Source organism: Pseudomonas sp. NFACC02 (genome assembly GCF_900110765.1).
In the GTDB taxonomy this organism is placed as follows: Bacteria; Pseudomonadota; Gammaproteobacteria; order Pseudomonadales; family Pseudomonadaceae; genus Aquipseudomonas.
The window spans coordinates 89,739-104,511 of the sequence record NZ_FOEO01000010.1 but is presented as its reverse complement, the minus strand read 5'-3'; the positions used below and the strand labels follow the sequence as shown (position 1 = coordinate 104,511).

The 14,773-nt window shown below is 58.4% G+C and carries 13 protein-coding genes; 5 read left to right on the top strand and 8 right to left on the bottom strand.

Translation table 11 applies throughout. The features are described 5' to 3' along the window. Positions 1-191: 191 nt before the first annotated feature. Entirely contained in the window at positions 192-575 is a 384-nt protein-coding gene (locus BMY73_RS11470; protein WP_062379545.1) for a PaaI family thioesterase, read from the bottom strand. Continuing rightward, positions 575-2,899 carry a Tex family protein gene (locus tag BMY73_RS11465; protein WP_092407170.1) on the bottom strand — a complete coding sequence of 775 codons (2,325 nt, stop codon included), beginning with the start codon at positions 2,897-2,899 and terminating at the stop codon, positions 575-577. Before BMY73_RS11465 ends, BMY73_RS11470 begins: the two co-directional genes overlap by 1 nt. Positions 2,900-3,178: 279 nt before the next feature. Between BMY73_RS11465 and ompR the strand changes: the two genes are divergently transcribed. Both ompR and BMY73_RS11455 read left to right on the top strand, forming a co-directional pair. Beyond that, positions 3,179-3,919 carry an osmolarity response regulator transcription factor OmpR gene (gene ompR, locus BMY73_RS11460; RefSeq protein ID WP_062379541.1) on the top strand — a complete coding sequence of 247 codons (741 nt, stop codon included), beginning with the start codon at positions 3,179-3,181 and terminating at the stop codon, positions 3,917-3,919. Positions 3,920-4,084: 165 nt separating this feature from the next. Beyond that, positions 4,085-5,398 (top strand): ATP-binding protein, encoded by a 1,314-nt coding sequence (locus BMY73_RS11455; RefSeq protein WP_062379539.1) that lies wholly within the window; start codon positions 4,085-4,087, stop codon positions 5,396-5,398. Between the two features lie 136 nt (positions 5,399-5,534). On the opposite strand, the gene rimK is transcribed toward BMY73_RS11455, so the two are convergent. Together rimK and BMY73_RS11445 are read right to left on the bottom strand one after the other, a co-directional pair. Then, positions 5,535-6,440: a 30S ribosomal protein S6--L-glutamate ligase gene (rimK, locus tag BMY73_RS11450; RefSeq protein WP_074757922.1), complete on the bottom strand. Its 906-nt coding sequence runs from the start codon at positions 6,438-6,440 to the stop codon at positions 5,535-5,537. Then, complete coding sequence (locus tag BMY73_RS11445) at positions 6,437-6,892, bottom strand: retropepsin-like aspartic endopeptidase RimB (RefSeq protein ID WP_175500172.1); 456 nt, start codon at positions 6,890-6,892, stop codon at positions 6,437-6,439. The genes rimK and BMY73_RS11445 overlap by 4 nt, the downstream gene beginning before the upstream one ends. Positions 6,893-7,245: 353 nt before the next feature. Here BMY73_RS11445 and BMY73_RS11440 point away from each other — a divergent pair, with 353 nt between their 5' ends. Beyond that, a complete protein-coding gene (locus BMY73_RS11440) occupies positions 7,246-7,647 on the top strand; it encodes an RNA-binding S4 domain-containing protein (RefSeq protein ID WP_062379534.1) in 402 nt (133 codons plus the stop codon). Positions 7,648-7,733: 86 nt separating this feature from the next. On the opposite strand, the gene BMY73_RS11435 is transcribed toward BMY73_RS11440, so the two are convergent. Further along, a complete protein-coding gene (locus BMY73_RS11435) occupies positions 7,734-8,543 on the bottom strand; it encodes a phosphatase PAP2 family protein (RefSeq protein ID WP_092407166.1) in 810 nt (269 codons plus the stop codon). Between the two features lie 99 nt (positions 8,544-8,642). Here BMY73_RS11435 and hslO point away from each other — a divergent pair, with 99 nt between their 5' ends. Both hslO and BMY73_RS11425 read left to right on the top strand, forming a co-directional pair. Next, entirely contained in the window at positions 8,643-9,545 is a 903-nt protein-coding gene (gene hslO / locus BMY73_RS11430; RefSeq protein WP_092407164.1) for an Hsp33 family molecular chaperone HslO, read from the top strand. 203 nt (positions 9,546-9,748) lie between these two features. Continuing rightward, positions 9,749-11,290: a phosphoenolpyruvate carboxykinase gene (locus BMY73_RS11425; protein WP_092407162.1), complete on the top strand. Its 1,542-nt coding sequence runs from the start codon at positions 9,749-9,751 to the stop codon at positions 11,288-11,290. A 464-nt stretch (positions 11,291-11,754) separates the two neighbouring features. On the opposite strand, the gene BMY73_RS11420 is transcribed toward BMY73_RS11425, so the two are convergent. From BMY73_RS11420 to BMY73_RS11410, 3 genes are all read right to left on the bottom strand, one after another. Next, positions 11,755-12,471: a hypothetical protein gene (locus tag BMY73_RS11420; RefSeq protein WP_092407160.1), complete on the bottom strand. Its 717-nt coding sequence runs from the start codon at positions 12,469-12,471 to the stop codon at positions 11,755-11,757. A gap of 231 nt (positions 12,472-12,702) precedes the next feature. Next, complete coding sequence (locus BMY73_RS11415; RefSeq protein WP_062379525.1) at positions 12,703-13,836, bottom strand: hypothetical protein; 1,134 nt, start codon at positions 13,834-13,836, stop codon at positions 12,703-12,705. Between the two features lie 113 nt (positions 13,837-13,949). Continuing rightward, positions 13,950-14,762: a hypothetical protein gene (locus BMY73_RS11410; protein WP_092407158.1), complete on the bottom strand. Its 813-nt coding sequence runs from the start codon at positions 14,760-14,762 to the stop codon at positions 13,950-13,952. Positions 14,763-14,773: the final 11 nt, after the last annotated feature.

Genomic DNA, 14,773 nt, shown 5'->3' with positions numbered 1-14,773 from the left:
AGTCGGCCCTATATTGGGGCGATATGGCGGTCTACAAGGGTGAAGAAAGGAACTGGCGTTTTCGCCTCGTCTTTGGCCCGAACGCCGATGCCTGTCGCTGATCATTCCCGAACGGCTGTCGTGTACATGCCGTCACGGAATTTCGACACTGATACACAGTGCCGAAATTAACTCATATCGCTATCTGACAGCTAGACGATCGCGAACGTGCCTTGCGCTTTCGCGACGAGCTTGTCGTCCTGGCGCACTTCAGCCTCGACGACCAGCGTGCGCCGGCCCGCGTGCAACACGGTGCCGATGCAGGTGACTTCACCCTCCGCAACGCCGCGCACGTAGTTGATCTTGCATTCCACGGTCACGCTTTGCTTGTCAAAGCCATGGGAGCTGGAACAGGCCAGCCCCATGGTGATGTCGACGAGACTGAACAATGCACCACCGTGCATGACATTGCCGCGATTGCGCAGGTGAGGCTCCAGGGCCAGCGTGACTTCGGCAACGCCGTCGCCCAGCCTCACCAGTTTGCAGCCCAGCGTCTTGAAGTAAGCGCTCTCGGTCAGGCCTTCAGGGATATCCATCAGCGTTTCTTCAGTTGCTTGGCGTTGGCGAACAACGATGCCATGGCGTTGTTGGCCGGGGCGGCTGTTGCGGTTTCTTTGCGGGGTGCGCTGTTCTGTTGCTGACGCGGTGCCGCGCCAGGACGAGCACCACGGGCACCATCGACCTTCTCGCCGGGCGTGTCGCTCATACGCATCGACAGGCCGACGCGTTTGCGCGGGATGTCGACTTCCATGACCTTGACCTTGACCACGTCACCGGCCTTCACCGCTTCGCGCGGGTCTTTGATGAATTTCTCCGAAAGGGCGGAGATATGCACCAACCCGTCCTGATGTACGCCAATATCCACGAACGCGCCGAAATTGGTGACGTTGGTGACCACGCCTTCCAGGATCATGCCCGGCTGTAGGTCCTTCAAGTCTTCAACGCCGTCCTGGAATTCAGCCGTCTTGAATTCGGGACGCGGGTCGCGGCCCGGCTTTTCCAGTTCCTGAAGAATGTCGGTCACGGTTGGCAGACCGAAGGTCTCATCCGTAAATTTCTTCGGATCCAGGCGTTTGAGGAAGCTGGCATCGCCGATCAGCGAACGGATGTCGCGGTCGGTTTCGGCTGCAATACGCTGCACCAGCGGATACGCCTCAGGGTGAACGGCGGACGAGTCCAGCGGGTTGTCGCCGTTCATGACGCGCAGGAAGCCTGCGGCCTGTTCGAAGGTTTTCTCACCCAGGCGCGCGACTTTTTTTAGGGCGGCGCGGGTCTTGAAGGCGCCATTTTCATCACGGTGCGTGACGATATTCTGCGCCAGCGTGGTGTTCAGGCCCGAAATGCGTGCCAGCAGCGCGACCGATGCCGTGTTCACGTCGACGCCCACGGCGTTCACGCAGTCCTCGACCACGGCGTCCAGGCCACGCGCCAGCTTGAGCTGAGAAACGTCGTGCTGGTATTGGCCGACACCGATGGATTTCGGGTCGATCTTCACCAGTTCCGCCAGCGGATCCTGAAGGCGGCGAGCGATAGACACAGCGCCACGGATCGACACGTCCAGGTCCGGGAACTCCTTGGCCGCGAGTTCCGACGCGGAATACACCGACGCCCCGGCTTCGGACACCATGACCTTGGTCATTTTCAAGCCCGGGTATTTTTTGATCAGGTCGGCGGCAAGCTTGTCTGTCTCGCGGCTGGCAGTGCCGTTGCCGATCGCGATCAGGTCAACCGAGTGCTTGGCGCACAGCGCGGCGAGCACTGCAATGGTCTGGTCCCATTGGTTCTTGGGTACGTGCGGGTAAACCGTGGCGTAATCCAGCAGCTTGCCGGTGGCATCGACCACCGCGACCTTACAGCCGGTACGCAGACCGGGGTCCAGGCCCAGAGTTGCGCGTGGGCCGGCGGGGGCGGCGAGCAGCAGGTCGTGCAGGTTGTGGGCGAACACGTTGATCGCTTCAGTTTCTGCGCCATCGCGAAGTTCGCCCAGCAGATCGGTTTCCAGGTGCGAATACAGCTTGACCTTCCAGGTCCAGCGCACGACTTCCGCCAGCCATTTGTCGGCCGGGCGATTCTGGTTCTGCAGACCAAAACGCTCGCTGATCATCATTTCGCACGGGTGCAGCGTGCCGGGCAGTTCCTCACCGACTTTCAGCGCCGAACTCAGAATGCCTTCGTTGCGACCGCGGAAGATGGCCAGCGCGCGGTGCGACGGCATGCTTTTCAGGGGTTCGTCATGTTCGAAATAGTCGCGGAACTTGGCGCCTTCTTCTTCCTTGCCGGCCACCACGCGCGCGCTGATCACGGCTTCCTGCTTGAGGAAGCTGCGCAGTTTTTCCAGCAGCGTGGCGTCTTCGGCGAAGCGCTCCATGAGAATGTACTTCGCGCCTTCGAGCACGGCCTTGACGTCGGCGAAGCCTTTTTCAGCGTCGACGAACCGTGCAGCTTCGGTTTCGGGGGCCAGCGTCGGATCGTTGAACAGGCCGTCCGCCAGTTCGCCCAGACCCGCTTCCAGCGCGATCTGGCCCTTGGTGCGACGCTTCTGTTTATAGGGCAGGTACAAGTCTTCGAGGCGAGTCTTGGTGTCGGCGAGCTTGATGTCCCGCGCCAGTTCCGGGGTCAGCTTGCCTTGCTCTTCGATGCTGGCAAGGATGCTGATGCGACGCTCGTCGAGCTCGCGCAGATAGCGCAGGCGTTCTTCCAGATGACGCAGTTGCGTGTCATCGAGGCTGCCAGTCACTTCTTTACGGTAGCGAGCGATGAAGGGCACCGTTGAGCCTTCATCCAGTAACGCGACGGCCGCTTCGACCTGTTGCGGGCGGACACCGAGTTCCTCGGCGATGCGGCTGTTGATACTGTCCATAAAACCACCTGGCAAATGTGTGTGCAAAAAATCAGCTGCTGGCGAACCGCCGCAAGCGCGTGTTGCCTGACCTTGAGGGCGGCGCATTATACCCAGTGAGCCCCGATTAGGGCATCGCCCTGTCCGTTGCCGGAAATCCGGCAACCGGGCCACGGCGGACAGTCCATATTCCGTGCGAGCGCGCGCCAGTGGCGGCTCAGGAAAAATCTGCTAACAATGCACACGGTGCGCATCACAGCAGCTACGCCATAATGCGCGCCGAGATCAAAGGAGCTTCCAATGAACAGCACTGCACAAACGGCTGAAGGCGAGAAAATCCTCATCGTTGATGATGACCCGGGTTTGAGCAGCCTGTTAGAACGCTTTTTCACCAGCAAAGGCTATCGCGCCCGTGCTGTGGCCAACGTTGAGCAAATGGACCGGCTCTTGGCGCGCGAAGTCTTCCACCTCGTGGTGCTGGATCTGATGCTGCCAGGCGAGGACGGGCTGTCCGCTTGCCGCAGGCTGCGCGCCGCAAACAATCAGGTTCCAATCATCATGCTGACCGCCAAGGGCGATGAGCTGAGCCGTATCAAGGGCCTGGAACTGGGTGCGGACGATTATCTCGCCAAACCTTTCAACCCCGATGAACTGATGGCGCGTGTCAAAGCGGTTCTGCGTCGCCAGGCAGTACCGGTTCCCGGAGCGCCTGCCAGTGAAGACGAAACCGTCACCTTTGGTGACTACGAGCTGTCGCTGGCGACCCGCGAGCTCAAGCGCGGCGAAGAAGTTCACATGCTCACCACGGGTGAGTTCGCGGTGCTCAAGGCATTGGTCATGCACGCCCGTGAGCCGCTCACGCGCGACAAACTGATGAATCTGGCGCGCGGTCGTGAGTGGGACGCGCTGGAGCGCTCCATCGACGTCCAGATATCCCGTTTGCGTCGTCTGATCGAGGTCGATGCTGCCAAGCCGCGTTACATCCAGACAGTCTGGGGCGTGGGCTACGTGTTCGTTCCAGACGGCGCCAACAAGCAGTAACAGCAACAGACAGATTGCCTGTCAGGCGCCAACCACGCCTGCATAGCGAGCCAGTCACCTCAATGCTCTTGAAAGGAGCGATTGGGTGACTGGTTTTTGCTGTCTCTTGTGATCCGCGAAATTCCGCGAGCCTGGCTCGCTCCTGCATAGTGTGTAGCTGCTGTCATGAAAACACCGCTCTGGTTCCCGCAAAGTTTTTTCTCCCGCACCTTATGGTTGGTGCTCATCGTCGTGCTGTTTTCCAAGGCGCTGACCCTGGTTTATCTGTTGATGAACGAGGACGTGCTGGTTGACCGTCAGTACAGTCACGGCGTGGCCTTGACCTTGCGGGCGTACTGGGCAGCGGACGAAAGCGACCGGCAGACCATCGCCGATGCGGCGGGTCTGATTCGCGTGGTGGGAGGCGGGGTCCCGGAAGGTGAGCAGCATTGGCCCTATTCGGAAATCTATCAGCGGCAGATGCAGGACGAACTGGGCGCGGACACGGAAGTGCGCCTGCGCGTCCATGCACCCCCTGCGTTATGGGTGCGAGCACCGAGCCTGGGCGATGGCTGGTTGAAGGTCCCGCTGTATCCGCACCCACTGCGTGGCCAGAAAATCTGGAGCGTTCTGGGCTGGTTCCTGGCGATCGGCCTGCTATCCACCGCCTCAGCCTGGATTTTTGTCAGTCAGCTCAATCAGCCTCTCAAACGTCTGGTCTTTGCCGCACGCCAACTGGGGCAAGGGCGCAGTGTTCGATTGCCTGTCAGCGATACCCCCAGTGAAATGACTGAGGTCTACCGGGCTTTCAACCAGATGGCCGAAGACGTCGAGCAGGCAGGGCAGGAACGGGAATTGATGTTGGCGGGTGTGTCTCACGACCTGCGTACGCCCTTGACGCGTCTGCGGTTGTCCCTCGAACTGATGCCCAAGGACAATGAGTTCATGGAAGGCATGGTTCGCGACATTGAGGACATGGACGCCATTCTCGATCAGTTCCTGGCGTTCATCCGCGATGGTCGCGACGAAGAAGTCGAGGAGGTCAACCTCGTCGAGCTGGTGCATGAGGTCGTGGCGCCCTACAACAGCCCGGTCGAACAGGTGCGCTTGTGCCTGGAATCGATTCCTCCGTTTCCGTTGCGCCGGGTTTCGATGAAGCGTCTGCTCAACAACCTCATCGGTAATGCGATGCACCACGCCGGTGACGGTGTCGAGGTGGCCGCTTATGTGTCTGGAGACAGCGGCGCTCCGTACGTCGTATTGAGCGTGCTGGACCGTGGCATGGGTATCGATCCTTCGGAGCTCGAAGGCATTTTCAACCCGTTCATCCGTGGTGACCGCGCCCGCAGCGGCAAGGGCACCGGACTTGGGCTCGCAATCGTCAAGCGCATTGCCGCGATGCACGGCGGCAATGTCGAATTGCGTAATCGATCGGGTGGCGGGCTTGAAGCACGTGTGCGCCTGCCGCTCGGGTTGATGTTGCCGCGGGATGCGGTTTGAGTTTGAGGCGTGACTTTTCCAGTGTGGGAGCCGGCTTGCTGGCGAATGCGTCAGGCTGAGCCACAGCAACGGTGTATGACACGCTGCTTTGCCAGCAAGCCAGCCCCTACAAAAGCATTTGAATGTTTTAAGCGAATCAGCCCTTACCCTTCGTCCGTGTCATGTGCGGTCCACCGTTTTTCTCGATGTACTGGATGATCATCCCCGCCACGTCCTTGCCGGTGGTGGTTTCGATGCCTTCCAGGCCTGGCGATGAGTTCACCTCCATCACCAGAGGGCCGTGGTTGGAGCGCAGGATGTCAACACCCGCGACACTCAGCCCCATGACCTTGGCGGCACGGATGGCGGTCATGCGTTCTTCCGGCGTGATCTTGATCAGGCTGGCCGTGCCGCCCCGGTGCAGGTTGGAGCGGAACTCACCTGGCTTGGCCTGGCGCATCATGGAGGCGATAACCTTGTCGCCTACCACGAAGCAGCGGATATCCGCGCCACCGGCTTCCTTGATGTACTCCTGAACCATGATGTCCTGCTTGAGGCCCATGAAGGCTTCAATCACCGACTCTGCCGCCGTTGCGGTTTCGCACAGCACCACACCGATGCCCTGGGTGCCTTCAAGGACTTTGATCACCAGCGGCGCACCGTTGACCATCTGGATCAGGTCCGGGATGTCGTCGGGAGAGTGTGCGAAACCGGTAACGGGCAAGCCGATGCCGCGCCGCGACAGGAGCTGCAGCGAGCGTAGCTTGTCTCGGGAGCGAGCGATGGCAACCGATTCGTTCAGCGGAAACACGCCCATCATTTCGAACTGACGCAGCACGGCGCAGCCGTAGAAGGTCACGGAAGCGCCGATTCGCGGGATGACCGCATCAAAGCCTTCCAGCGGTTTCCCTCGGTAGTGAATCTGCGGCTTATGACTGGCAATGTTCATATAGGCGCGCAGGGTATCGATCACCACGACCTCGTGGCCACGCTGAATACCAGCTTCGACCAGGCGACGAGTTGAATACAGACGCGGGTTTCGCGAAAGCACAGCGATCTTCATGCAGCACCTGTGGCAGAGGAATTAGAAGCCGGAAATACCGGTTTGTCCTGAACATAAGTAACGCCTGGATTGACCACCAACTGGCCGTCAATCAGGGCCTTGGAACCCAATAGCAATCGGTAACGCATGGCCTTGCGGCACGCCAGTGTGAACTCCACCGGCCAGACGCGATCACCCAGCGCCAGTGTGGTCCTGATCACGTAACGCACCTGCGCATGGCCGTTGGAACTTTTGATGGTTTTCATGGCTACCAGTTGCGCTTCACAACGTCGGTGGCGCAGTTGCACCACGGTGCCCAGATGCGCGTTGAAGCGCACCCACTTCTCGCCGTCGCGTTCGAAGGGTTCGATTTCCGTGGCATGCAGACTGGACGTGCTGGCCCCGGTGTCGATCTTGGCGCGCAGACCGGCAACCCCCAGATTGGGCAGTGCCACCCATTCGCGAAGGCCGATGACTGTGAGATGGTCGAATGTTTTCAAAGCGATTCCGTACGTTGCGCGTTTTGCCTGGCACCCGTTTCAAGCGCGGCCAATGCGTTGGATGCGGCTCTGATAACCCGTGTCCCGCATCAAATAAATTCCGCGGTCAGCGAAAAGGTCGCGTTTCCAGGCGTGCGCGACGCCTGCTGCGAGACTCTAACGCTCACCGGGGTCCACATTGTGACAATGCCGGGAACGATAGCCTGACGGACACCAAAACGCATTCCCCTGAATGGCATGCGAGGGATTCTAACCAAGGCTTGGGATTACTGCGTGCTCGACGTTGCGTAGTACAGTTCTGACTATCACCAGATCGAGGAATTCAGATGACACAAAAGTCAGATGAGGATGACAAGGTTCGTTTGGACAAATGGTTGTGGGCTGCGCGTTTCTTCAAGACGCGTGCACTGGCCAAAGCGGCAATCGAAAGCGGCAAGGTGCATTGCCGAGGCGAACGTTGCAAACCCGGCAAGGAGCCTCGCGTTGGCGACGAGTTCCAGATCCGTGCAGGGTTCGATGAACGGACAGTGGTGGTCAAGGCGCTGTCCATCGTGCGCCGTGGTGCGCCGGAAGCTCAGCTGCTCTACAGCGAGACCCCGGAAAGCCTGGCCAGGCGTGAGCAGGCGGCCGAGATGCGCAAGGCGGGCAGCCTGGGGGTCACGACCGATGGCAAACCCACCAAGAAACAGCGCCGCCAGTTGTTCCAGTTTCATTCCGGGGATGATTGAGCCGGTCGCTACTCGTCTTTGGCGGCTGACGCAGGGTGGGAGCAGATTCGCTCCCACAGGGGAAACGCCCTCTCGACGTTACGCGCTCAGGCGCGTGCGCCGGGCTTCATGATGCTCAGGCAACGAATCAGCGGCAAGCGGCCAAACAGATTGAAGATGGGCGCCGTCACGCGCAGCAGGAACCGGGTCGCGATCGCCGCAAAAGGCGTGTAGCAGCTCCAGCCCAACGCCAGCAGTGCGATCATCACGCCGCCGATGTAGTCGTCCTGTCCCCAATGCGCACCGGCGACCAGGCGCGGCATCATGAACAGCAAGGCGAGTGCCCAGATAATCACGCGTTGGCCGATGGTGCGGCTGTAGACGGTCATGAACATTGCCCAGATCAGCAACACCGAGGCATGGTCACCGGGAAAGCTCTGGCTTGAGCGATCCTTGAGCTGCCATTTGTCTTCGAGGGTCGGGAAGATTTCGCTGAGCTTGATGGCGTCGGGGATGACCACCGACGCGCTGTCATGCTGCAGCGCGGAGTGATCGATGATTTTCGAGAAGACCGTACGGATGATCAGCAGCAGGATCAGCGTCAGCACGAAGCCGATCAGGGCAGCACGGGTTTGAATCGACTTGAACACCCAATCGCCTTTAATCAGTAGCATCAGCAGGATCAGGCCTACCACCGCATCAAAGGGGCGCATACTGGCGACTGTCCAGGTCCAGAGCCATACGTCGCTTTCCAGTAATGGGCGATTCAGCAGATGGAAAAACCACTCGTCGAAGTGTGTAAAAGCAGCGTTACCCGTGGGCCAGATCCACACCAGCAGCAGCGCCAGTGCCACAAGATTGCACAGCAGAAATTTTTTGGTGTTCCACTTGGGTTGGAACAGCGCGGGATAGTCCATAAAATGCCCCCATCGGCATGACAATGCACCAAACGGTGCTAAACCGCGTTTTATAGGCGTTTGTCATCAACTTGTCATTACTTCAGATACCTATTTTCTATGCATGATTTCCCGGATATCGATTACACCCAGCGTTTCATCTTCGACAACAGCGACGTTCGCGGTGAGATCGTGGCATTGGAGCGCAGTTACGCTGAAGTCCTCGCCAAACATCCCTACCCGGAGCCGGTCGCCGAATTGCTGGGCGAGATGCTTGCTGCTGCAGCGTTGCTGGTCGGTACGCTGAAGTTTGACGGCTTGCTGGTTCTTCAGGCGCGGTCCCTGGGACCCGTGTCGCTGTTGATGGTCGAATGCTCCAGCGAGCGTGAGATTCGTGGCATTGCCCGGTACGACGAAAGCCTGGTCACCCCGGATGCCACGCTGAAACAGCTGATGCCTGACGGCGACCTGACCATGACCATCGACCCGCGCCAAGGCAAACGCTACCAGGGAATCGTCGGCCTGGACGGCGTTGATCTGTCAGCTTGCCTGTCGAGCTACTTCGTGATGTCCGAGCAATTGCCTACACGCTTCTGGATCAAAGCCGACGGTAAGCGCGCGCGTGGTCTGCTGCTCCAACAGTTACCACCCGCTCGCCTGACTGACCCGGAAGAGCGCGAAGCCAGCTGGCAGCACGTCAATACGCTGGTCGACACCCTGAAAGCCGAAGAACTGTTGAGCCTGAATAACGAAACCGTGCTGCACCGCCTGTTCCACGAAGATGCCGTGCGCATGTTCGATATCCAGCCGCTGGTGTTCCGTTGCAGCTGCTCGCGCGAACGTTCCGCCAACGCTCTGGTCAGTCTTGGTCTGGAAGATGCACAGCAGTTGGTCATCGAGCACAACGGCACCGTTGAGATCGACTGCCAGTTCTGCAATCAACGCTACCTGTTCGACGCAACCGATGTAGCGCAGCTGTTTGCAGGTGGTGGTGTCGATACGCCATCTCACACCCGTCACTGATGTAGTTTTTATGTAGTGCCGGGACCCTGCTGAATGGCTTCCGCCCAGCGGGCCGCGTTCTTCATTATGTAGTTCTGACAGGAGGGCCCTACCTTTTTTGGGCTTTTCTGGCATAATCCGGCCCACTTTTTAGCTGTAGTAGTTTGGGTTTTTCTACTACAAAACGTTTGGAGCACTCGGCCAGCGGGCCGACGGGGAATCTCATGACGCAAGCCAATAACGCCGTTTACACCGATCTCAGTGTCGACGAACTGGTTAAAGAAGCCCTCAAACGCGAAGAAGGCGTCCTGTCCGATACTGGCGCACTCGTCGTGGAAACTGGCCATCGCACCGGTCGTTCGCCAGTTGATCGCTTCATCGTTGAAGAACCAACCACTCAGGACGCTATCGCCTGGGGCCCGATCAACCGCAAGTTTCCTGCCGACAAGTTCGACGCCCTGTGGGCCCGTGTCGAAGCGTTCAACAACGCTCAGGAACACTTCGTCTCCCACGTTCACGTAGGTGCGGCCGAAGACCACTACCTTCCCGTCAAGATGACCACCCAGACCGCCTGGCAAAACCTGTTCGGTCGTTGCCTGTTCATCAATCCGGCCCAGTACAACCCTGCTGGCCGCCAGGAGTGGCAGGTTCTGAACGTTGCCAACTTCGAATGCGTTCCGGAGCGTGATGGCACCAACTCCGACGGCTGTGTCATCCTCAACTTCGCGCAGAAAAAAGTTCTGATCGCAGGCATGCGTTACGCCGGCGAGATGAAAAAAGCGATGTTCTCGGTGCAGAACTTCCTGCTTCCTGCCGCTGACGTGCTGCCCATGCACTGCGCTGCCAACATCGGCGAGGAGGGGGATGTGACCCTGTTCTTCGGTCTGTCCGGCACCGGTAAAACAACCCTGTCTGCAGACGAGAGCCGTTACCTGATCGGTGACGACGAGCACGGCTGGGGCGAAGGCGTTGTGTTCAATATCGAAGGCGGTTGCTACGCCAAGTGCATCGACCTGTCCGAGAAGAACGAACCTGTTATCTGGAAAGCCATCAAGCACGGCGCTGTGCTGGAAAACGTCGTTCTGGATGCCAACAAGCACGCCGACTACGCCGACAGCAGCCTGACCCAGAACAGCCGCGCGGCCTACCCGCTGGAACACGTTGAAAAACGCTCCGAGAAAAACCTCGGTGGCGAGCCAAACGCTGTGATCTTCCTGACCTGCGACCTGACCGGCGTCCTGCCGCCCGTGTCGATCCTCAGCGAAGAACAAGCGGCCTACCACTTCCTGTCGGGTTACACCGCACTGGTCGGTTCGACCGAAATGGGCTCGGGTGCCGGCATCAAGTCGACCTTCTCCACCTGCTTCGGCGCACCGTTCTTCCCGCGTCCGGCGGGTGAATACGCCGAGCTGCTGATCAAGCGTATCCGCGGCTTCGGCTCCAAGGTGTACCTGGTCAACACCGGCTGGACCGGCGGCGGCTACGGCGTCGGCAAACGCTTCAACATCCCGACTACCCGTGGCGTGATTGCAGCCATCCAGAGCGGCGCGTTGATCGGTGCAGAAACCGAGCACCTGGACACCATCAATCTGGATGTACCGAAGTCGGTTCCGGGCGTCGACACCGCGCTGCTCAACCCACGCAACACCTGGGCTGACAAAGCAGCGTATGACGAAGCCGCCAAGGCACTGGCCGGTCTGTTCATCGAGAACTTCAAGAAGTTCGACGTGAGCGACGCGATCAAGGCAGCGGGTCCAAAGCTGTAAGCGTGGACTTAGCTAAGTAAAAAACCGCTCTTCGGGGCGGTTTTTTTATGTTCGCGTTTCGATATTTGATGGCGTGACGCAGATGTGCGCTTCTGCCCAGCGGGTGTGGGCGCTTTCGGAGGTTACGAGGGCTGCGGTGCGGTGGGTCATTGAGATCGATGTTGCGTGAACGACCGCATTCGCCAGCAAGCCGGCTCCCACAGGTCTGAGGTTTGGACACAAGTTGATGCATCCACCCGGGGCCCTGTAGGAGACGTCCGAGGTTACGAGGGTATGGGCCGCACTCGGACGAACGCGGAGGGTCGTTCACCGTCGATGTCGCTAACCGCCCGCATTCGCCAGCAAGCCGGCCCCCACAGGTCTGCGGTCTGGACACAAGTTGGTGCATCCACCCGGGGCCCTGTAGGAGACGTCCGAGGTTACGAGGGCATGGGCCGCATTTCGGACGATGCGGTGGGGCAATGTCACCTCGCCTTATTCGTCACCGGAAAATCCTGAGTGATATCGAAGCTGCCTTTGGCGACGACGCTTTTGGCGTTGCACAACTTCGCGTCGAAGCCGGGATGGCGCTCGCCGTGTTCGGCGGCGTAGGCCGCGGCTTCCCGGGTGCATTCGTCGGTGGGTTGTTCCGGTGAAAGGGCGGCGTTGAACTGGAAGGTACCCACGAGCCGATACCGATCCAATAGCTTGTTGCTGGAGGTCAGTTTTTCGATTTTGCTGAAGTCGAGCTTGACGTTGCTGTTGGCGCCGCCTTTGTCGGTGTCGAAGTACTGGTAGTACGAGCCGGTATCGTAGGAGGCGCTGTTCTCATCGTGGGCGACTTCCACGCGACCGCCCTGAAACATGATGGCCTGCTTTTCCTGATCAGGATTATCGAACGAGAAGCCCAGGATCGGGCCGATGCTGACTTCGTTGCGATCACCTTCGGCTTCCTGATCCGCGCTCAGGGTCAGCCAGTTCGAGCCTGGCAGCTTGCCGGGCAAGAACCCCACGCCAACCGCATCGCCCTTGGCTTCATAATGCAGATTCAACGCACCGGTGACGTCCACCGTCATTGACTTCGACAAGCCTCGCGCGTTGGCCGAGGCGCTGCTGGTCTTTTCGGCGTTTTTGTCGCCGCAGCCAGCAAGTGCGGCAATGAATGCGGTCAGCAATAGCGGTAGGTAACGGTTGCGGTTCATGACGTTTTTCCTGAAGTGATCGGCGTGAAGGCCTCTGCTTGGCGGAAGGTATGACCGCAGAATCAGCCAGTGGGTCAATGGCCGCGGAATAAACAACGAAAAAACCGCCCGGTCATCGGGCGGTTTTCTCTGGAAAATGGGCGCGAGGGAACATGTTCGATGGTTTGAACAGACCCGCAATGGCGCATGACTCGACAACTATTGATGTACAACGATAAAGATGAAGCAGGCTTAATTCAGAATGGCCTTGTAAGCGTCGTTACCTTTTGCAAGTGTGGCTGCCAGTCCCTCTATTGGATTAAAGGGATGGTCTGCTACTGTTCCGAATGCAACTGTTTCACCGTTATGAATGACAGAGCGTTCATTTGCCGTATGCTCCGATATCTTCGTGTACGACAACGTGCGCATCTTCACAAAGTCACCGTCGTGCATGACCATACTCTGGTGAAGTTTGCTGATGTCCATCGGTGACAGATTGAGTGTTTTGGTCAGTTTCGCTCCCCACCGGGTGAGACAAACTTCCGCATAATGCCTGACCAGTTTGCCGGGCTCGTTCAGCGCACCGGGACCCGACTCGCCGCTTAGAGAAGCATTGCCCACCAGTGTTGCGTGTCTTCCCGCCATTGGAAAGATACTCACTTGAGTCGAGGGAGCGGTTTTCGGAATCACACAGGCGAATCCTTTGGAGCGTTCATCGCGCGCATAAAAAGCGACATACCGCTTCACATTGCTGCTTAAAGAAACCTTTTCAAGCTGAGTGTTCAGCGGGCCTGGAACAGGGTCTACCGCGAAAATATTAACGGGAATCTTCCTAAGCACAGGATCGGCCAGCAAGGCGTTCGCGAGCATATGGCAGCTCACGCCGCCGCGGCTCCAGCCCACCAGGTTGATCTGAGTAGGGATAATACCGCCCTTGCGGTGCGTCTTGATGATCTGTTCTTGCAGCTGCTGCTGGCTGACTTTGCGGTTGCCAAAGTCATAATGTCGCCACAGCCAGGAGTCGCTTTCTTCGACCTTGTGAACGGGTAATCCGGCATTTTTTAACCGAACATATTCCGCTTCAGTCAGCTTGGTTCGCTGCCAGTCAAATTTCCCTTTCACGATATTGACCGCGTGTTGCACGTTTTCATGCCAGCCTTTACCGAACAAGGTCCCTGTCCAGCCATAACTCTTGGGCTCGGTGAATAGTTCGTCAGCCTGCAGGTTGCCGCTGCCGGGGCCGTCCACCACGATCCAGTCGGCGAATTCGCGGCTGCCCATGTTGTTGGCAAGCGTGGAAATCAGTTCGCCGTTCCAATAGTTGTCGTGAAGCGTGTCATATTTCGTGGAGCCTGTTCCACAAAAGAAAATCGTAAATACCGTCATGTTTCTAACCTCATTGGTTTGTAGGAGTCATGAGGTTAGATTAATTAATAAGGCGGTTGTGGGTGGACTGTGTTACTTGATGTTGAGCCCCGTTTAACTATGTCCACTCTGTTTCAATTAGTTGCCTGATATGTCCGCGCCGCCTCGCAGTACTGTTCCTGCGCCAACGTGTTCTTCTCGTCTTTGTCCTTGGCAACGCGTTTGGTCCAGTCACTGCACATGTCTTTGAAGAAAGGAGTAGCGGCGCGCCGGCATTCACGGTATTCGACGCTGTCGCTTTTAAAGTTCATGCACACGCTGCTGTTGTCGATGTGGTTGTTGTAGATGCGATAGCGCGCTTCATAGCGGTTGCGGCCATCTATTTCCCGGATGAATACCCCTGCGACCTCGTAACGGCGGCCGGTATCGACTTTGGGCTTGGTAGCAGAGGATTTGTATTGCGCCATGTAGCGTTCAGAGACCATGCCTTGAGGGCGTGGGGCGTTATAGTCCGTCGGCTGCACTTCGCCAAAGCGGCAGTTGATCACATCGCGATCAATCACGTTGCCGTCTTTCAGGCAGTTATTCAGCGGCTGGGTGGTGGCGGGTGGCGCTGTTTCAAGTTTGGGCGCGACATACACGACTTGCTCGGTTGTGCGTAAGTCGGCCGTCGATATAACCGATGCGGACGCCTCCTGGGGTTCGGCTGGCGTGGGCGCGATGGCGATCTTCGATGGTTTCTGCGTGTGAAACATCTGGACGACGAGATAGATGATCGCCGCCAGCAGTGCCAGACAAATGATGATGCTGCTGAAAGGCCAATTGGTCTTTGAGGGTGGGACTTTTCGTTTTGCTGGGTGGGAACCGAGCACGACATCGAACTGATCCGGTGCCAGACGCTGTATGACGGTGAGTCCGTCATCCTTTGGTGGTGGGGTGGGCTGCATTGCCTCTCCTT